At 37.7% G+C, this 17,408-nt stretch carries 18 protein-coding genes, 1 pseudogene and 1 riboswitch; of the genes and pseudogenes, 7 read left to right on the top strand and 12 right to left on the bottom strand.

All coding sequences use genetic code 11. The features are described from left to right. Nucleotides 1-21: 21 nt before the first annotated feature. Nucleotides 22-255: a CsbA family protein gene (locus FSZ17_RS21075; protein ID WP_057776335.1), complete on the bottom strand. Its 234-nt coding sequence runs from the start codon at nt 253-255 to the stop codon at nt 22-24. A gap of 392 nt (nt 256-647) precedes the next feature. On the opposite strand from FSZ17_RS21075, the gene FSZ17_RS21080 reads away from it, so the two are divergent. The 3 genes from FSZ17_RS21080 (at nt 648) to FSZ17_RS21090 (ending at nt 3,999) form a co-directional block, all read left to right on the top strand. Further along, nucleotides 648-923: an alpha/beta-type small acid-soluble spore protein gene (locus FSZ17_RS21080; protein ID WP_057776334.1), complete on the top strand. Its 276-nt coding sequence runs from the start codon at nt 648-650 to the stop codon at nt 921-923. A gap of 333 nt (nt 924-1,256) precedes the next feature. Beyond that, nucleotides 1,257-1,436, top strand: a riboswitch (Lysine riboswitch). 295 nt (nt 1,437-1,731) lie between these two features. Then, nucleotides 1,732-3,201 (top strand): amino acid permease, encoded by a 1,470-nt coding sequence (locus FSZ17_RS21085; protein ID WP_057776333.1) that lies wholly within the window; start codon nt 1,732-1,734, stop codon nt 3,199-3,201. A 231-nt stretch (nt 3,202-3,432) separates the two neighbouring features. Further along, nucleotides 3,433-3,999 (top strand): LOG family protein, encoded by a 567-nt coding sequence (locus FSZ17_RS21090; protein ID WP_057776332.1) that lies wholly within the window; start codon nt 3,433-3,435, stop codon nt 3,997-3,999. 128 nt (nt 4,000-4,127) lie between these two features. Here the strand turns inward: FSZ17_RS21090 and FSZ17_RS21095 are convergent, their stop codons facing one another. The 4 genes from FSZ17_RS21095 to FSZ17_RS21110 all read right to left on the bottom strand — a co-directional run bounded on the left by FSZ17_RS21095 (nt 4,128) and on the right by FSZ17_RS21110 (nt 6,385). After that, nucleotides 4,128-4,979 (bottom strand): alpha/beta hydrolase, encoded by an 852-nt coding sequence (locus FSZ17_RS21095; protein ID WP_057776331.1) that lies wholly within the window; start codon nt 4,977-4,979, stop codon nt 4,128-4,130. A 454-nt stretch (nt 4,980-5,433) separates the two neighbouring features. Then, complete coding sequence (locus FSZ17_RS21100) at nt 5,434-5,712, bottom strand: DUF3784 domain-containing protein (protein ID WP_057776330.1); 279 nt, start codon at nt 5,710-5,712, stop codon at nt 5,434-5,436. 65 nt (nt 5,713-5,777) lie between these two features. Further along, complete coding sequence (locus tag FSZ17_RS21105) at nt 5,778-6,149, bottom strand: hypothetical protein (protein WP_057776329.1); 372 nt, start codon at nt 6,147-6,149, stop codon at nt 5,778-5,780. A 23-nt stretch (nt 6,150-6,172) separates the two neighbouring features. Further along, nucleotides 6,173-6,385 carry a helix-turn-helix transcriptional regulator gene (locus FSZ17_RS21110; protein ID WP_057776328.1) on the bottom strand — a complete coding sequence of 71 codons (213 nt, stop codon included), beginning with the start codon at nt 6,383-6,385 and terminating at the stop codon, nt 6,173-6,175. A 413-nt stretch (nt 6,386-6,798) separates the two neighbouring features. Between FSZ17_RS21110 and FSZ17_RS21115 the strand changes: the two genes are divergently transcribed. Further along, nucleotides 6,799-8,034 carry an IS110 family RNA-guided transposase gene (locus FSZ17_RS21115; RefSeq protein ID WP_057776996.1) on the top strand — a complete coding sequence of 412 codons (1,236 nt, stop codon included), beginning with the start codon at nt 6,799-6,801 and terminating at the stop codon, nt 8,032-8,034. Nucleotides 8,035-8,415: 381 nt separating this feature from the next. Here FSZ17_RS21115 and FSZ17_RS21120 read toward each other — a convergent pair whose 3' ends face one another. Further along, nucleotides 8,416-9,291 carry a DMT family transporter gene (locus FSZ17_RS21120; RefSeq protein WP_057773166.1) on the bottom strand — a complete coding sequence of 292 codons (876 nt, stop codon included), beginning with the start codon at nt 9,289-9,291 and terminating at the stop codon, nt 8,416-8,418. A gap of 399 nt (nt 9,292-9,690) precedes the next feature. Here FSZ17_RS21120 and FSZ17_RS21125 point away from each other — a divergent pair, with 399 nt between their 5' ends. Next, a complete protein-coding gene (locus FSZ17_RS21125; protein WP_057773164.1) occupies nt 9,691-10,560 on the top strand; it encodes a LysR family transcriptional regulator in 870 nt (289 codons plus the stop codon). Nucleotides 10,561-10,684: 124 nt separating this feature from the next. On the opposite strand, the pseudogene FSZ17_RS24160 reads toward FSZ17_RS21125, so the two are convergent. From FSZ17_RS24160 to FSZ17_RS21140, 4 genes and pseudogenes are all read right to left on the bottom strand, one after another. Then, nucleotides 10,685-10,783: pseudogene (locus FSZ17_RS24160) on the bottom strand (VOC family protein); the annotation flags it as partial. Nucleotides 10,784-10,985: 202 nt separating this feature from the next. After that, nucleotides 10,986-11,738 carry a twin-arginine translocase subunit TatC gene (gene tatC, locus FSZ17_RS21130; RefSeq protein ID WP_057773162.1) on the bottom strand — a complete coding sequence of 251 codons (753 nt, stop codon included), beginning with the start codon at nt 11,736-11,738 and terminating at the stop codon, nt 10,986-10,988. Between the two features lie 71 nt (nt 11,739-11,809). Continuing rightward, the gene (locus FSZ17_RS21135) at nt 11,810-11,986 is read right to left on the bottom strand and encodes a twin-arginine translocase TatA/TatE family subunit (protein ID WP_082625281.1); all 177 of its coding nucleotides are present in this window, start codon (nt 11,984-11,986) and stop codon (nt 11,810-11,812) included. 81 nt (nt 11,987-12,067) lie between these two features. After that, complete coding sequence (locus FSZ17_RS21140) at nt 12,068-13,261, bottom strand: metallophosphoesterase family protein (RefSeq protein WP_057773160.1); 1,194 nt, start codon at nt 13,259-13,261, stop codon at nt 12,068-12,070. 680 nt (nt 13,262-13,941) lie between these two features. Here FSZ17_RS21140 and FSZ17_RS21145 point away from each other — a divergent pair. Both FSZ17_RS21145 and FSZ17_RS21150 read left to right on the top strand, forming a co-directional pair. Continuing rightward, the gene (locus FSZ17_RS21145; RefSeq protein WP_057773158.1) at nt 13,942-14,733 is read left to right on the top strand and encodes a DeoR/GlpR family DNA-binding transcription regulator; all 792 of its coding nucleotides are present in this window, start codon (nt 13,942-13,944) and stop codon (nt 14,731-14,733) included. A gap of 832 nt (nt 14,734-15,565) precedes the next feature. Beyond that, complete coding sequence (locus tag FSZ17_RS21150; RefSeq protein WP_146846555.1) at nt 15,566-16,345, top strand: CPBP family intramembrane glutamic endopeptidase; 780 nt, start codon at nt 15,566-15,568, stop codon at nt 16,343-16,345. Nucleotides 16,346-16,409: 64 nt separating this feature from the next. Here the strand turns inward: FSZ17_RS21150 and FSZ17_RS24165 are convergent, their stop codons facing one another. Continuing rightward, on the bottom strand, nt 16,410-16,586 hold the full coding sequence (locus tag FSZ17_RS24165) for a TetR-like C-terminal domain-containing protein (RefSeq protein WP_146846681.1): 177 nt from the start codon (nt 16,584-16,586) through the stop codon (nt 16,410-16,412). A gap of 15 nt (nt 16,587-16,601) precedes the next feature. Then, nucleotides 16,602-16,793 carry a hypothetical protein gene (locus FSZ17_RS21160; protein WP_057773154.1) on the bottom strand — a complete coding sequence of 64 codons (192 nt, stop codon included), beginning with the start codon at nt 16,791-16,793 and terminating at the stop codon, nt 16,602-16,604. Nucleotides 16,794-17,408 lie beyond the last annotated feature (615 nt).

The following is a 17,408-nucleotide window of genomic DNA, read 5'->3' on the forward strand; positions in this document are numbered from 1 at the left end:
ACAGTCAATTATCTGGTTTTATTAAGATTTTTGTCTGGCATTCTGCTTCATCCGATTCGAATACCAGAAACCAACGGTTAATGAAAATGCATCTACAACTATGAGCCATATTGAATCTGTGTAGCCTTTATAAACAGAAGCTGCAATTAATGCTACCGTCAAAACAAGTCCAATCACCTGATTATATGCTACTCTCGTAAAAAATACGACTAACAAACCCGGAAGCAGCAAGGCTGATAAGAATTTTAATAACAATGATTACACCTTCTTTTTTCATAAATTAGCATGTATTTTGCTTCCCATAATGCATAACACTAGAATATCCGTAAACAATGGCTTGCACAAGTATTTTCTAACACATTACCACTTGGATAAAGTGAAACTTCCATCAGTGGGGGTTTTTTGATCCCCCACTGATGGTTAGTTGCGGCACACAGGAAGTGGGGTCACGCAGACGTTGCCACACGATGTGGCGCTTTTAGTCTGTGTTCATTTTACGGGCTTTTACGGGCAGTTGTCCCCCACCTATCTTCCTCGCTTCTCTCTCAATCTTGAGGTGGGGGTCTTACTGCCCGTTAATGCGGGATAAAATTTTTAATTCTTCACACACTAATTCTATATATCATTTTCATGGAGGCTAAAAAAATATGGCAAGAAGAAAACGCCGTCCACTTGTTCCTGATTCGAGAGGTGCCCTAGATCAATTTAAAAATCAAGTCATGGCTAATGAAGGATATCATATAGACAAAGAAAACCCAGACAATGTGAAATTTGAGGTAGCGAATGAAGTCGGCGTCCCCCTTCAAAAAGGCTATAACGGAAGATTAACCTCCAAGGAGGCTGGAAAAGTCGGCGGCAAAATTGGAGGCAGTATGGTTAAAGAGCTTGTCCGCATGGCACAGGAACGAATGAAGAACAAATAAAGAAAACTCGCCGATTGGCAAGCCTTGGAAAGGCGAAGACAGAGGCGTAGTTGCACTTATCGCGCTCATACTTGCCACGTCCTGTGGCATTCGCCCGACTTGGACATCCTCGTAAAAGCTATCGCTTTTCCTTCGTGCGATGTGAATGCTATCGAAGCCCTCCTTGTCCTGTCCGTCGTACTTAATTCCTAAAATTGTAAACTGCGTCGGGTCATCTTCTCCGCGGGCAATTTATTCTTTCTTAATGTGTAATAAGAGATTGGAAATCTTTAACCATTGCCAAATAACAAATAATTGATTATACTTCCGATATAATTCAATATTCCCATTCGCCGATGGGATAGAGGCTGCTGCTTATAAAAGTAGAACAGACGAGATTCAATGACATCGTTGACTCTGTTTAAAAGGATAAGCTGCCGAAGTTTGGATTTTTCATTGAATGTCCATGCTGGGGATGTTTTCGAATAGGAACATCACTGTCACGTAATTTTTACGTGGAGAACTATCTTCGGAAGGATTAAACGGACTTATTCAAACAGCCGTCGATCTTTTTCGACTGCTGTTTTTTTGTTTTAAGAAAAGGTATAAATTTTCTCTAGTTAGAGAAATGTCTAGCTCCAGCGCCTACCCCTGACGTACAGGACGTACTAGTGTCGACAATGCGACAGGACGTCGCGTTTTTGTCGACCTCGAGGTCATAAGCCAGTCCGCCAAGAAGGTTAAAGAACAACCTTCTCATCGGCCTGTCTTATGCTTGTCGGGGGTGAGCAAGGCGCTTGCGCTTTTCTTATAGCCATTTAACCCTCCAATTAAAAAGGAGTGTACAACATTGACAAGCACAACAGCATCAACTGATTCAACTCAATTAAAAAGATCGCTTAAAGCACGCCATCTTACCATGATTTCTCTCGGGGGATCCATTGGTACAGGCATATTCTTGGCAAGCGGTGGAGCTATTGCTACTGCCGGACCTGGCGGAGCCTTACTTGCTTATGCTGCAATCGGGATTATGGTTTACTTCTTAATGACAAGTCTTGCTGAGATGGCAGCCTATATGCCTGTAGCGGGTTCATTCAAAGTGTATGCAACAAAATTCGTTGATCCGGCATTTGGTTTTGCTATCGGCTGGAATTACTGGTATAACTGGGCGATTACGATTGCCGCCGAACTTGCTGCAGTTGTATTAATTATGAAGTTTTGGTTTCCTGATAGCCCTTCGTTTATCTGGAGCGGAATTGCTCTTGTCATTATGTTCGGATTGAATTACTTGTCTGTCAGAGGATTTGGAGAAGCCGAATACTGGTTTTCACTTATTAAAGTAGTGACAGTCATCATCTTCATCATTACGGGTACCTTGATGATTTTTGGAATTATGGGTGGAGAAGCAATTGGATTTTCAAACTTCACCATTGGGGATGCACCATTTAACGGCGGGTTCTTTGCGATCCTTGGTGTTTTTATGGCTGCAGGCTTTTCATTCCAAGGGACTGAATTGCTTGGAGTAGCTGCCGGAGAAAGTGAAAATCCGGAAAAGACCATCCCAAAAGCGATCAACTCCGTATTTTGGCGAATCCTGCTATTTTACATTTTAGCGATTTTCGTCATCGGAATGATTCTTCCCTATACAGATGAACGCTTATTAAGCAGCGATATTTCCGTAAGCCCGTTTACACTTGTATTTGAACGAGCAGGATTTGCTTTTGCAGCATCTGTCATGAATGCAATCATCTTAACAGCCGTATTATCTGCCGGCAACTCTGGTATGTACGCAGCTACTCGTATGCTTTGGGATTTAGCTCGCGATGGAAAAGCACCGAAATTCTTAGGGAAATTAGATCGAAGAGGTGTGCCAGTTAATGCTTTACTCGTTACAACTTTAGTTGGCTCCCTTGCATTCTTAACTACTTTTTTCGGAGATGGCGTCGTATATATTTGGCTTCTAAATGCTTCTGGTATGGCTGGCTTTGTCACATGGTTAGGAATCGCTATAAGCCATTACCGATTCCGTAGAGCGTACGTTGTCCAAGGTGGAGATTTAAACGCACTTCCTTACCGAGCAAAATGGTTTCCAATCGGTCCATTATTAGCATTGATTCTATGTACTTTCATCATTTTAGGCCAAAACATTCCCGCTTTCATTGGCGGTACCATTGATTGGAATGGCGTATTCGTTTCCTATATTGGTTTACCTCTGTTCTTAATCGTTTGGCTTGTCTATAAAATAAAGTACAAAACAAAGTTAATTCCATTAGAAGAATGTGATTTAGGGAAAGAATAGTATCATTCTATTCCATTATCCCGTTTCGCTATATGATAAAAAGCATTGGAAATTGTTAAATCCAATGCTTTTTATATTGGTTGTATTAAAGCTTATTGTTAATCATACTATTTTGTTGTTGATTGGAGCAGAATCAACAGTGAAGTTTAACATACAAAACATTTAGTTTAACAATTTTGCAATGTTCTGTATGATATAAAAGAAAGATAACTTAATAGGATGTGATCAACAATGAAAAAGCTAGCTGTATTTTGTGGTTCAAGCAACGGAGCATCTAATGTCTATATAGAGGCTGCGAAAAAAATGGGTAGAGAGCTTGCTAAACGGAACATTGCGCTTGTATATGGCGGGGCAAGTGTAGGAATTATGGGCGCAGTTGCAGATTCCGTTTTGGAAGAAGGCGGACAAGTCATTGGGGTAATGCCCCGTTTCCTAGATGAAAGAGAAATATCCCACAAGAACTTAACAGAGCTAATTGTTGTGGATTCCATGCACGAGAGGAAAGCGAAAATGGCAGATTTGGCAGATGGATTTATAGCTTTGCCAGGTGGACCAGGAACTTTAGAAGAGTTCTTTGAGATTTTTACTTGGGCTCAGATAGGGCTTCATCAAAAACCTATTGGACTCTTAAATATCAATCATTATTATGATCCTCTTGTTGCTTTATTCAATCATATGACTAGTGAACAGTTCATGCATGATAAATATCGTACGATGGCAATAGTAGATGCCGAACCAAATGGACTGCTTGATCAATTTAATAAATATGTACCACCAACTATAAAAACTTATAACTGAAAAATAGATCTGATAGACCAAAAATAGCAGGCCAAGGTTATAGTAGACCTTGGCCTGTCGCTTTAATCTCTAAGCCTGTAGTTTTATAATTTTAGTATGATCAAAACTGACCAATCTGCTTGAAATCTCTACTTGCTTTCATTGATCCATTCGGCCAATTTTTTATCAAAAGAATTAGGTTCTTCAAACATAGGATTATGTCCACTATGCTCAAAAATCACTTTCTTCACGTTCTCATATGTGTTATCAATAGGATCCCAAAGCGAAACAGGTGCGACCAAATAATCATATCTCCCTAAGCCAATAAATACTGGTTTATTGAAATTAGCCAATGATTGTATCAGATTAAGTTCTCCGAATGCTTCTCCCCATAGATAATCAATAATTGGCATATTCGTATATACACCATCCCACATATAAGCTGCATTAAATGTATAATCGTAAAAACTATGGGCTCCCATACGAATACACATGTGAACAAATCGTCTTTCAGGATCTTTCTTAATATCATTTTCTAATAAGACAATCTCTTTTTCAAAATGCCTCTGTCTCTCTGAACTTGCTGTCTCATTAAAAAATGAAAAACTTTGCCGCTGTCTTTCTTCGCTATTTGTAGGTGCTGAATTTAATAAGACAACTTTCTGAACATGTCTAGGGTATTTTCTAGCATATTCCAAAGCCATAAAGGCATGTCCAGAATGCCCGAGTATGATAAAGTTCTCAAGATTAAGGGATTGCCTTGCCACTTCTATATCATCTAATACTTTATCTAAAGTATAGTCTTCTGGTTGTAATGCTCGAGCCGGCTTTACAAATCCTCTATGATCCAAGAAAATGAACTGGAACTTTTCGTATAAATTTTCCGAGAACAAACGAGGATAATATACACTGCTTCCCACCACTAATATTGGATTTCCATGCCCTTTTATACAGTAATTCAACTTAAATCCATCACTAATTACACTTTGATATTTATTCATTTTAATAGTCCTCTTTTCATTTTTAGTAAGAAGAGCTATATGCAAAATGAAGCTCTTCCTTAAATCACTCCCTTTCCTTCTTCTAATCCCCTTGTATTCTCCATTGAACGTTCTAACACTTTAACTCACCCCTTTTCGGTCTTTTTTAATAATATATTTAAAGAAACTTAAATATGTGTTCTTCCAAAACCAAGCTAGCAATATATAAAGTGAAACTTCCATCAGTGGGGGTTTTTTTCATCCCCCACTGATGGTTAGTTGCGGCCCACAGGAAGTGGGTCACGCAGACGTTGCCACACGATGTGGCGCTTTTAGTCTGTGTTCATTTTACGGGCTTTTACGGGCAGTTGTCCCCCACCTATCTTCCTCGCTTCTCTCTCAATCTTGAGGTGGGGGTCTTACTGCCCGTTAATGCGGGATAAATTTATTAACTCAACTTTTGAACAAATTTAAGTTATTCAACCATTTTTGTATTTACATAGCCAAGTAAGATGACATAACCAATTATCAAAATTGGAATTAACACTTGGGTATCTGGATGGTCTATAAAAGCACCTCCTAGAATAACAATCGCCATTACAAAATTGTATGAACCTACCAATTTCGCCAGTTTATCTTGATCTTTAACACGTTTTTGATTAAATCCCGATAAAAGCCAAGTTTGCTTTTTAACTCCTACAAGATACGCTAAAATAAAGAGAATGAGTGATATGATTATGAAATGTTGATTCATGGTAATGCCTCCCTCAGTAAGATTTACTTCATCATTTCGGAATCTATATAAATATTAATTTCCTTCTATCTCTTCCTAACAATTATCGGAATGATATAGAAAGCAATAAGGAAAGTGATGCTTATATAAATAATCAGGTAGCTCGCCTTAACCAAGGATTCGTTCAGAATTTGGTCTGAGATTAACAAATAAATTAAAAGTAACAAGTTAGAAATAGAAAAAGTCTGAAATGAAACTTGTTTAATATTGTTATTGACTCTTTCATCGTACTCAATTTCATCACTAGCTTTTTGTTTTTCTAGCCTTATCCATTTAGCACCGCCAACTCCAATAAGAAGTCCTGCAATTATTCCCCAATGAATTTGTCCCGTTAGAGTACTTACAATAGCAAAGCTAGCAATTGCGCCTATAATAATCGTCATAAAATTTACTTGCATCGTTTTATCATCTCCTAAATAAATTAGTCATCTATCCAAAATAATTCATCTAATGGTCGCTCTAAATACTTACTAATTAGCAAGCATACTCGAATTGTGGGGTTATATTTTTGTGCTTCAATTAAATTCATTGTCTGTCGTGTTACTCCAACCAATTTCGCAAGATCACCTTGATTTAAACCGCCTTTCTCAATTCGGGCGACCTTAACCTTATTTTTCACTGTAAAATCCTTCAATTCTAAACTCACCTCTACTATGCTTATGTTTAAATTGTAACATATACTTTACTTTTTACAAATATATATTACAAAATTAATACCATATAAGGAGTTATTAGCCTTCTTCCACAATCAAGCCCGAGACATGAAAAAGGCGCGTTTCTAAATAAACGCGCCCTCTCGTATTATAAGGTCAGCCAGAAAATATTTCTGGTTGACCATTTTTTATATCGATATATGATAACGGTAGCCAGGGTAGAACGTTCGCGCCCGTGGGGCTAAGACCCCGTCCGCAAAACAGTTCGCCCCCTACTTGTAGAAACATGTTTGAGGCTGGTTGGGACAATGATCTCGTATAACAAGCGAAGCTATGACACTATGAGGAGGATTTAGGGGTTACCGGCTATTATATTTTTGAAGGAGGAATTTTAATGAATCCAGTCGTTGGTCTGGATGTGGCAAAAGGTGAAAGTCAGATTCAAGCATACTTGGAAAGAAAGAAGCCCTACAGGAAAAGTTTCAAAGTAAAACATGATCTTGATGGGTTAGCTAGTTTATTAGATTTTATTAAAGAAATAGAAGATATTTCAGGAGAACGTCCCCCTCTTGTAATGGAATCAACGGGTCATTATCACACACCGGTTGTTCAATATTTTGAGGAAAAAGGCTATTTAATCATTATCGTAAATCCACTAATCTCTTATAAAGCAAAAAGTTCTAGTTTGCGAAAGGTAAAAACAGATATCATTGATGCCAATCACCTCTGCGAGCTGTATTATAAAGAGGATTTAGAACCTTATAAAAAGCGCGGTATCCAACTTATGAACTTACGTCATCTTACGAGACAGCACGATAATATTACAGGCATGTTTGTACAAACCAAACTACAATTTCAGGCAGTATTGGATCAAGTTTTTCCTGAATATAGTAAGGTTTTTGGAGACTTATATTCGGATGTTTCTTTAAAAACATTACAAGCATTTCCTACTTCAGAAGATGTCTTGAAAGGTGATACTGAAAGATTAACAACTAAAATAAAAGAATTCTGTAATACTCGTTCACTACAATGGGCAAACAAACAGGCTGAAAAGCTAATGACTGCCGCAGCTCAAAACCCTTTTCAGAAGGCTTTATACTCTAGTCTTGCCCTTAGCTTAGATATGTATATTAATATGCTCTTTGAATACAAAAAACATCTATCCATGCTTGAAAATGAGATAGATGCTTTAGCAAAAAGTATTGAAGAATCTAAGATTATCCGATCAATTCCCGGTATCGGTGAAAAAATCGCAGCCACGATTATTTCTGAAATTGGGGAAATTGAAAGGTTTAATCACCCTAAGAAACTAGTCGCATTTGCTGGTCTTGATCCAAGTGTCTTTGAATCTGGCACATTCAAAGGTACTTACAATCGAATTACCAAAAGAGGCTCTAGCAGACTACGTCAAGCTTTGTATATGGCTGTTAAATGTGCTATTCGTGACTGTCGCAAACAGAAAACAACGGATGAGATCCTTCCTCGTAATAAGAAATTACGAGCGTTTTATGATAAAAAACGGGAAGAAGGAAAACCTTTTAGAGTAGCTGTGATAGCTTGTTCAAACAAACTCTTACATTGGATTTATGCACTTTTAAAAAACAAAACATCTTTCCTAGATTTAGCTTGATTTAACAATTTAACCAAGTAGTCCAGAACCTTCCAAATATAGTGTTTGGACGGTTATTTGGTATGCACAAATTTAGTATAACATGATATTTTTTATATTTTTATTGAAAAATGTTGACAACTATTGGCTGGTTTTGTTGAAGATTAAGATAATTTTTATGATTGCTGCCTTTAGCTTGTATGCCTTGCTATTATTGGCTGAAATGAAAGACAACTATTAGCTGGTTTTGTTGAAGAAGAAAAAGTCCTTTATCCTCATCAACTCAATAATAAAAGTTTTACATTAGCCGAAAGGTACATAGTATATTCTCTCTGATTTGAACCATTTTTTTAGATGTTTCTACTTGAAAAACTTGATTTTCAACAGCAACTCCACTTAATATTAACCCTTTTCTTCCTTTAGTTTATTTTTTGACCGAAACAATTCCCCGTATGCTGCACCACCTAATATCAACACAGCCCCAACTATTTGTACAAGATCTAACTTTTCCCCTAAAATGGCAACTGAAAAAATCAATGCCGAGAGAGGTTCCAAATATCCCAGAGTGGACACAGACTGAACGGGTAGACTATCAATGGAAGAAAAATAGAAATAGCACCCAATACCAGTGTTGACAATGCCTATTATCAGGATGGGTATTATATTTCCATCAAGATCAACGAAGAATCCTTGCTTTAAGCCCATAAAAATGGCAACTGTTAAAAAGCTAATCACTAACTGACCCGTAGCATTTTCAAGCCCTATAATACTTTTAGCCTTTTTATTAAAAATCACCATAACAGCATACATGATTGCTGCTAATATACCGAAAACTAGTCCTAAAGTGATTTGTCCCTGTAAAATAGCTTTCCCATTTACACAGAGCATACCAATGATGACTGCAAGAAAACTGAAAAATTTAGCACTTGTCATCTTTTCCTTAAAGATAAACGGTGAGAGAATCATAACAATCACTGGGCCACAATAGTAGGCTAGCGTGGCAATACTTACACCGATTTGTGCATATGCCTCAAATAAAAATATCCAGCTTGCCCCCATCGCCACACCAGAAATCACTAAATACAGAAAGTGCGATTTATTTTTCCAAAACCCTAGTTTTTGCTTCGACAGCGCAAATACAAATATCAGAAAAAGGCTACCAATTAACGTCCTAAAATAAACGATTTCGTAGCTATTTAATAGAATGTAGCTTGCAATAATTCCATTAGAGCCAAATAAGAGTAATGCGATGACATATTTAAGATAGGCATTTTTCATTTTTTATCACCTTACTTACTTTAAATTAATATTTGGATAAAAATTTGCGTGTAGTTTGTCAAAGATAGAAATATATGAAGATTTGTTCTGCTTTGAGCATTTTCATATCCAATTTTTTATTTATTTCTACATTCCTCCATTGTAATGACTTCATCCGTCTCCACTCACTCAAATGAAATATCTAGCTTCGGTAATATTTCATTGACCAATTTTTTGCAGAGGGGCCTTATAACTGTCAGGCGCTTTTCCCATAATATTGCTCATATAAAACATCTCTGTACCCCTCCCCTTTCCAACTTGATTTTCCAATAGTAGTAGCATAGCATATTAATATATATTACAAATTCGAATGTTTCTCATGTTATATATGACAATATCACATGTATAGGAGAGAGCAATATGAATATCCAAAAATATATGGCCTTTGTCAAAGCAGTTGAATATGGAAGTTTTACAAGAGCTGCTGAGGCATTAAACTATACACAGTCTGGCATTAGCCGTATGATAAACGATTTAGAATCGGAATGGGGAGTTTTACTTTTTGAAAGAGGACGTGCCGGTATCACTTTAACATCTGATGGCTTAAAGTTATTGCCCCAGTTAAAACGAGTCTGTAATGAGCAGGCTATGTTAATGATGCAGGTTGAGGACTTACACGATATGAAATCCGGAATAATTCGTATCGGAACATTTTCAAGCGTGGCAACCCATTGGTTGCCTAATATGATTAAAATCTTTAAGAAAGACTATCCAAATATTGATTTTGAATTGCTTTTAGGCGATTATCTAGAAATTGAAAACTGGATTATCGAAGGACGTGTCGACTTTGGATTTTTACGGCTACCAACAAAAGCTGAAATTGAAACAATCTTTGTGGAGCAAGACCGTTTGTTGGTAGTAATTCCTGAAGATCATCCGCTTGTTAATTGCGACAAGTTTCCAATCAACGAGTTATTGAATAGTCCATTTATGCTATTGGAAAAGGGAGCAAAAGCTGAAATCTCAGAAATTTTTGAGCAGTACCAAATCTCACCACAAGTTCATTTTACGACATGGGATGACTATGCGATTATGTCTATGGTGGAAAACGGACTAGGAATCAGTATATTACCTGAACTAATTTTGCAACGCATTCCTTACCAAATTATTGCGAAAGAACTTGAAGTTCCTGCTTTTCGAAATATTGGTATTGCTATGAGAGAGCAAAAATCACTTACACTAGCGGCCAAGAGATTTTTAGAATATTTATCATATAGAAAGAGAGAGTGAAAAAGCGACTATTCTTATTGAATAATCGCGCCCTTTAATGGAAGATCGATCGTACAACAATGTTTCGGACGTGTTGAACTCTTTGACCACCTAATGAATTAGGGAATGGAGTACGAATCCACTAAACTTCAGGATTAGACTTTAATAATTTGTAAGTCTCCCGAACATCTTCAACAACAATCTTAGTTTCAGCAAAATTCAATTTGGGGTTATTCTTACATACTCCTTGTTAACTATTCTCAAATGGATTATACCAAACGATGTTTATGATATAAATTGAATTGGACGGACTTTTGATAATCATTAAAATAAGCCAGCCTTGCCCTTCGGCAAAACTGACTTATAATTATCCCCCGCATTCGCTTGCAGCTATGAGTTGTAAATACCGCTGACATTATTGAAATACCAGCTGTCTTTTTGATTGTTTATGATGTTTTTTTGAGCGGAATAATATTATTATCTGATTGTTGTTTTTTGATTTTTTTTCGATATACGATTTTAGACAATGTTACACTAAATTCATATAAAACGAATAGTGGTACGATAACCAATATATCCGACATAATATCAGGTGGAGTTATGAAAATAGCTAAAAGGGTTAGTAAAAAGTAAGACATTTTTCTAGCTTTAGATAGAAGAATTGGATTAATGACACCAATTGAGGTAAGGAACATGGCAATGAGCGGTATTTCAAATAATAATCCAAACGGCAGTGTTAAGTTTATCATAAATTTAAAATACTTTTCGGCTGTAAACATGGTTTCAAACGTGCCTTTAGATAAGGATAATAAAAAGTTAAGAACAATTGGATATACGACAAAATAACCGAATGAAAGCCCTGTTACAAACAAAGTAAACAATCCAGGAATGTAGGCTAATGTTATTTTTCGTTCTTTTTTCGTTAGTCCTGGTTTTACAAATAACCACGTTTGATGTGCAGCAATTGGGATGGTAAGTGCGAACGCACTCACTCCTGAAATCATAAAATAAACCCATAGAATTTCAGATGGTCCTAATACTGCTAAATCACGATTAAGATCACGGATAAGCCACTCATAAATTTCCTGCACAAACATGAATGATCCAAATAAAAAAACGATAAAAGCAAGTAATGTAATGATTAATCGCTTCCTTAATTCCCCAAGGTGATTCACAAACGTTAACTCTTGATTTTTCATATAAGGCTTTTCCTTCTTCCTTTTAGAAATAAGAGGAAGATGTAAGCTTTGAACTTACATCTTCGATACGCTTACTTAGAATGACCACTATCTTTTTCCTCTGACATTAAATCCTTTGCTGAGCTTTTAAATTCTCTTAATGTATTACCAAATGCACGCCCAATTTCAGGTAACTTAGATGGCCCAAATATAATGAGTGCAATAATTAAAATTAATATTAGACCTGGCACTCCTATGTTTTGTAACATGCTGTTGCCTCCATTAAAAATATTTTTAAACGATTGAGACGAACAAGATGAACTACATTTATCCTTTTACCGCTTTTTTCTTCACTCTCTGTCATTTAATGGTAAAGGGTCCATGCTTTGATCGTTGTTTGTTAAATCAATTCCATAGTCCTTAGCGAAAACCATATGGGTTTCAACAAGAACACCTTCTTTATTTTCATCTAAATTGAATACTCTTGCTCCACGTAGTCTGTTGTTATCCGCACCACCAAGACCGTACGTTCCAAAACCTGTGTTACCAGCATACCCAAGCAAAATTCCATAATAGTTGCCACAATAGGTGTTTATATGATCATGTCCGCAGAAAACTCCTTTAACGTCTCCTCTATCTAACATGGCTGAAAACAAGCCGCTGTTAACCGGTCCTGGACATTCATCTTCATTTCTTTCTCCTACTATTTCATGCCTTGCCATTGCAAGCTCATGGCTTGCTTGTGTTCTTACGTCTACGCCTCCATGCCACATAAAACGATGCTCCCATAAAGGTATATGAATGAATACGAGTGAAGGAACTTTATAACCGTATTGCTTCTCAAGTTTTTTAGATTGCTCATAGTACCAGTTCACCTGATTGAAACGGAGCCAGTCCCAAGTTGGGTATCCTTTAAAATCTTGCCCGGCTATTTGTGCTGGTGCATATCTTCCGCTATCAAGAAGCCATAGATTGAATGCGGCTTTATTGCCTTTTGAATTTCTTATTAAGAGGTTCATGTTTCCTGTTCCAGAAAGGCCCTTTTCTCCAGGTTCATTCATATTATATTTGTACTTACTATAGAACTTCAGCATGTCATTCTCATACATTCCAGTCTTTGCTGAACAATCTTCATCATGATTTCCAAATGTAACTGCCCATTTAATCCCTCTTTTTTCCATTGGTTGAGCTACATTATTTAGGGCTTGTTTCATCTCTAATTCCGTATCAATGCCTGATTCAATATTGTCACCGTTAAGAACAACAAAATCCGGCTTCTCTGAGTCAAGAACTTTCTCCATAAGTTCAATTGTTCTGCGATCAATTCGTTCATCATCTTGAGTATCGTTAAATTGTACAACTTTAAACTTGCCATCTGAGTTAAATTGAAGCTTAGCATTTTCTGATTGTTCAGCATGTGCTTTAGTAGTCAACAAATCTCCCGGCAAACCAGTAGAAGCAAGTGTTAACGCAAGCGTACTCATTCCTCCTATTTTTATAAAATCCCTTCTGTCCAACCCTTTGTTTAGATCCTGATTACTCATAAAAATTACCTCCAAATTTTTAAGAATTAATAGAGCCCAGCAATCGAAAGAGTAAAAATAGGGGAAAAGCATTATACAGTTTCAAGTATAAGCAATCATAATTTAAGAACTGCCGCCATTATCCCCGTAATCTACCTTTACATCATAGAATAAAAATATTGATAGATTATTAATCATGCTAGATAGGTAAGTAAAAAAAACAAAGAAAAAACAGAAAACAAATAAACCAAAGAAAACGACACAAAAATCCTTTCTAAGAAAACATTTAGATTATTTATCGAGATTAACGGGAAGTAAAACCCTTAACGAAAAGACTTAGAGGGATCGATGAGGATAAGTGAGGGTTAACTACCCGTAATGGCACGATTAAAGGAACAAAGACTAAGACCGCCACGTCCTGTGGCAACGTCTGTTTAACCCACATCCTCGTAAAAGCTACCGCTTTTCCTTCGTGCGATGTATAAGCACTCAGTAGTAAGGATGAAGAAAACCCCCACTGAGTGAAACTTCACTTTATAGTAGATAAGATAGATAAAAGAGATACTTTTTGATTTTGTTTTACTTTCCATTTTTGAATAATTTACAAAACTTAATTTTTTCTTAGTCATATTTTTATTTTCATTTCTTATAATTTGTGAAAACAAAACAAATCAAAATGATGGAGGCCATGGGAAGATTATATGGATAAGTATTTAATTACAGAAAGGTATAGAGTAATAATTAGAGAACTTGAGCTAAAAAATAAAATTAATGTAGTAGATTTAGCAATAAAATTAAACGTAACACCAGAAACGATTCGAAAAGATTTGAGCGCGCTTGAGGAGAAAAAGAAATTACGCAGAATTCACGGCGGGGCTATTCAATATTTTGGTTTGATTAGAGAACCTCATTTTAATAAAAAAATCGGCATCTCTCATCATCAAAAAAAAATGATAGGGGAAGCTGCCGCAACTTTCATTATGGATGGAGAAACAGTTGCACTAGATGTTGGATCAACAACCTTACATATTGCGAGTTCAATTAAAAATGTAAAAAATATCACGATTGTGACCAACTCATTAGCAGCAGCCGAAATCTTAAATAATCGATTAGAAAACCAACTATTTGATGGCAAAGTAATCGTACTTGGAGGAACAACTAATCCACTGCAACGTTCAATCAGTGGACCATTAACCAATCATTTATTAGAACACTTTTATTTTGATAAAGCGTTTATTTCATGTGGAGGAATAAGCAAAGATGGAATATGTGATTTCGGTATTGATGACGCAACTGCATCTACTATTATGATGAAAAGATCAAGAAGTGTTTATGTTGTAACGGATTCTTCCAAAATAAATCAGAAGGCTCTTTTTCATATAGGGTCATTCTCATCAATTGATTGTGTTATTACAGATCAAGAAATGCCCGCGGATTGGTCTAAAGATGCTATGGTTAGAAATCTAAAATGGATAAAAGTAGGTAATATGTAGGAAAATTGATTACCATGTTCATCTTGAAGATGATTAAACTTTTCTATAAAAGTATGATTCTTTTTTAATATTTTAAAAGCATGTTTTGACCAAATTTTTTTCATGAAAACAATGGGTACATAAACAACTGTGTATCAAGCTCTGAGCATGGTGGAGTCAGTTGGTATAGCATGAGTAAAGAATTGCGGTGAATTTTAAGGACTAAGCTGTTTAAATTAACTCTATAGACTTTGATATAAGTGCAAATAGAAAAAGCGTGTGACCCTCCAACGGATTGGATCATATTGGCATTAAGGAAATGAGGATCCTTTGCTTAACTTTGATGTAAGGAATATCCTGAAGTAAATCGTCGCGACCATAATGAGCAAAATAATGACTAGTAAAGACACTACATTCTGAACTTTACTCCGAGTAAAGGACACCAAAATCCCTTACTCGGAGTTTTTTTGGGTCTCGCTGCATTAGTCAGAATAGCCATGCATTTTTTTGATATTCTTCTTCAAGAATCTGGCCCTATACCAAAAGAAAAGGCACAATTCATATTAGAGAATTGCCCCCGATTGCTTAAATAATATACTTAACTAGGGATATTTTATTTCATCATCTCATTATAAATATATAGACTATATAATGCAGGTATCAACAAACCAAGAGCAAGGCAAAAAATAGAGGTTTTACACGGTCTAGGTCTTCTCCGATTGCAGGCGGGTGTTCATTACAGGCTGCGGACCGTTGCGTGCTGAGTTTAACAAATTGTATATTTTAACTACCAACAACTTACAGGAGAGGATGAATCACTTTGCATACACACCCAAGATGGAAGCCCGGACTAGTGGTTATCATTCTATTCTATTACCTCATCACCTCAATAGCATCACTAATATTGGGGATGATCCAGCCCATACTGGGCATACCTGGCGTCGTTATTCAAGTGACGCAATTCGGTCCTGCGCTAGGCGTATTGGCGATTTTGCTTTTATGGCCTCGGGTGATAAGACCCTTTCTCACACCCGACATTCGGTTCTGGCGGCTTCAGCCGCACAAGATAATTGTCGCGGGTACTGTACTCATCGTCACGTTCGCTGCCGCCTGGTTATGGTATTCTATTACCGGACATTCCGTGACGTATACGTCGCCCTCTTCCCTATCGCACCCGTTCTGGCTCATCATTATAGCTCAATTCGTTGGGGCGGCCGGAGAAGAGATTGGATGGCGTTGCTTCCTGCAACCGGCGCTTCAGAGTCGGATCGGTGTCTTACCAGCCTCCGTCATTGTCGGGATTCTGTGGGGTATCTGGCATGTCGGTGTTTTCGCAGAAGGTTGGGGCTATGCTTTGCTTTTCATACTCTTCGCGGTCTTTCTTTCCATCATTCTCGGGGAACTTCTCAGTGATGCCAGGGGTGGGAGGCTTCTATTGGCCGCATCTTATCATGCGCTGATGAACCTCGGCTTGCTTCTCTGGTTCAATGAGGAGGATGGCAGTCTGTTGGCGATTGGCACGTTAGCTACGTCGTGTGCGATTGCCGCTGTTATGGTCATGGTGCATGGGAGAATGAAATCGGTCACGCAACACGCTACCATCGAGGCAAGGGCACGGTCGAAAAATAGCTGATGAAGGTTCTATTATCCTAACAAAGGCGGAGCAGGGATCACGCCCTGACTCCGCCTTTGTGTGCTTATGTTTTGACGCCTGTAGCCAATATCTTCATCGTTTTCTTTAACCAATCTTCAGTCGAAAGCTTCTCCGGCGTGAACGTGAGATAATAGAAGTACGCGCCGCTGACGAGATCGATAAGAATGTCCTCGTCCGCGTCATCCTGGATCTGTCCTCGTGCTTTGCCACGCCGAATGATCTCAGCATAAGCATGTCACCTTAGTTCAATGAAATTCTTTTCGTATCTCTCGCGAATGGGTTCGATATCGATCACCGCTGCAATGAAGCGATTGGCTGATGTCGGTTCGTTAGCAAACTGTTTGGTTAACGAATCGAGCATCCGACCGAAAAGCGTCTGAATATCGAGCCAAGCGTCGCCCGTATCGGGAATTTCCGATTGCTCCATCAACACCGCTGCTGTAATATCAGAGGAGACAATTGGCGGGATTCAGGGTGGCCTGATTCTCAGTAGGGCACTTAACGATGAGACCCTTTTCGACGTACTCTCTTAGGTCTCGCCGAGCGAGTAACGAAATTCCTAACGAAGTGACCCGATAAAAGCCTCCTGATGATCACTGCGGAACCGGGTCGCCTAGCCGCGCTATGCCCGAAGTTTCCTATCACCTGTCAAACTTGAGAGACCATTTCAATTCTTTTCTTCTCCCCAAAGAATTTGCGTCATTTGTGGTACGGTTCACCGCAACGCATCAAAATGAGGTTCTCTTGGATTTCAAAAAGAATGCTAAAATTAAATCGCCTAAAACCCGTTCATCTCACTTCCTTTTAAATAAGAATTCTTTTCCTTAATTAAGTAAAGTAAAATAAAGGGAGATTTTCCGATTATGCAAAGAAAATCCCCCATTTTCACGTTTTTCGAGCCAATAGGCGGAATCTATCCGTCTATTTAAGCGATTTTTGACTATTTACCTGATCGGGTACTTAACATGATCCCCCAACCGATAAGAGCGGATACTCTTAACCCCAGATGCAGGAATCAACATCTCAAAATTCGGGGAGGACA

The sequence above is a fragment of the Cytobacillus dafuensis genome (assembly GCF_007995155.1).
Taxonomy (GTDB): domain Bacteria; phylum Bacillota; class Bacilli; order Bacillales; family Cytobacillaceae; genus Cytobacillus; species Cytobacillus dafuensis.

Excerpts from the sequence above, each read along its gene's own strand:
- FSZ17_RS21120 (WP_057773166.1), bottom strand. The coding sequence starts at position 9,291 with ATGAAAAATGCCTATCTTAAATATGTCATCGCATTACTCTTATTTGGC.
- FSZ17_RS21090 (WP_057776332.1), top strand. The coding sequence starts at position 3,433 with ATGAAAAAGCTAGCTGTATTTTGTGGTTCAAGCAACGGAGCATCTAAT.
- tatC (WP_057773162.1), bottom strand. The coding sequence starts at position 11,738 with ATGAAAAATCAAGAGTTAACGTTTGTGAATCACCTTGGGGAATTAAGG.
- FSZ17_RS21100 (WP_057776330.1), bottom strand. The coding sequence starts at position 5,712 with ATGAATCAACATTTCATAATCATATCACTCATTCTCTTTATTTTAGCG.
- FSZ17_RS21105 (WP_057776329.1), bottom strand. The coding sequence starts at position 6,149 with ATGCAAGTAAATTTTATGACGATTATTATAGGCGCAATTGCTAGCTTT.
- FSZ17_RS21095 (WP_057776331.1), bottom strand. The coding sequence starts at position 4,979 with ATGAATAAATATCAAAGTGTAATTAGTGATGGATTTAAGTTGAATTAC.
- FSZ17_RS21145 (WP_057773158.1), top strand. The coding sequence starts at position 13,942 with ATGGATAAGTATTTAATTACAGAAAGGTATAGAGTAATAATTAGAGAA.
- FSZ17_RS21080 (WP_057776334.1), top strand. The coding sequence starts at position 648 with ATGGCAAGAAGAAAACGCCGTCCACTTGTTCCTGATTCGAGAGGTGCC.
- FSZ17_RS21135 (WP_082625281.1), bottom strand. The coding sequence starts at position 11,986 with ATGTTACAAAACATAGGAGTGCCAGGTCTAATATTAATTTTAATTATT.
- FSZ17_RS21160 (WP_057773154.1), bottom strand. The coding sequence starts at position 16,793 with ATGGAGCAATCGGAAATTCCCGATACGGGCGACGCTTGGCTCGATATT.
- FSZ17_RS21125 (WP_057773164.1), top strand. The coding sequence starts at position 9,691 with ATGAATATCCAAAAATATATGGCCTTTGTCAAAGCAGTTGAATATGGA.
- FSZ17_RS21140 (WP_057773160.1), bottom strand. The coding sequence starts at position 13,261 with ATGAGTAATCAGGATCTAAACAAAGGGTTGGACAGAAGGGATTTTATA.
- FSZ17_RS21115 (WP_057776996.1), top strand. The coding sequence starts at position 6,799 with ATGAATCCAGTCGTTGGTCTGGATGTGGCAAAAGGTGAAAGTCAGATT.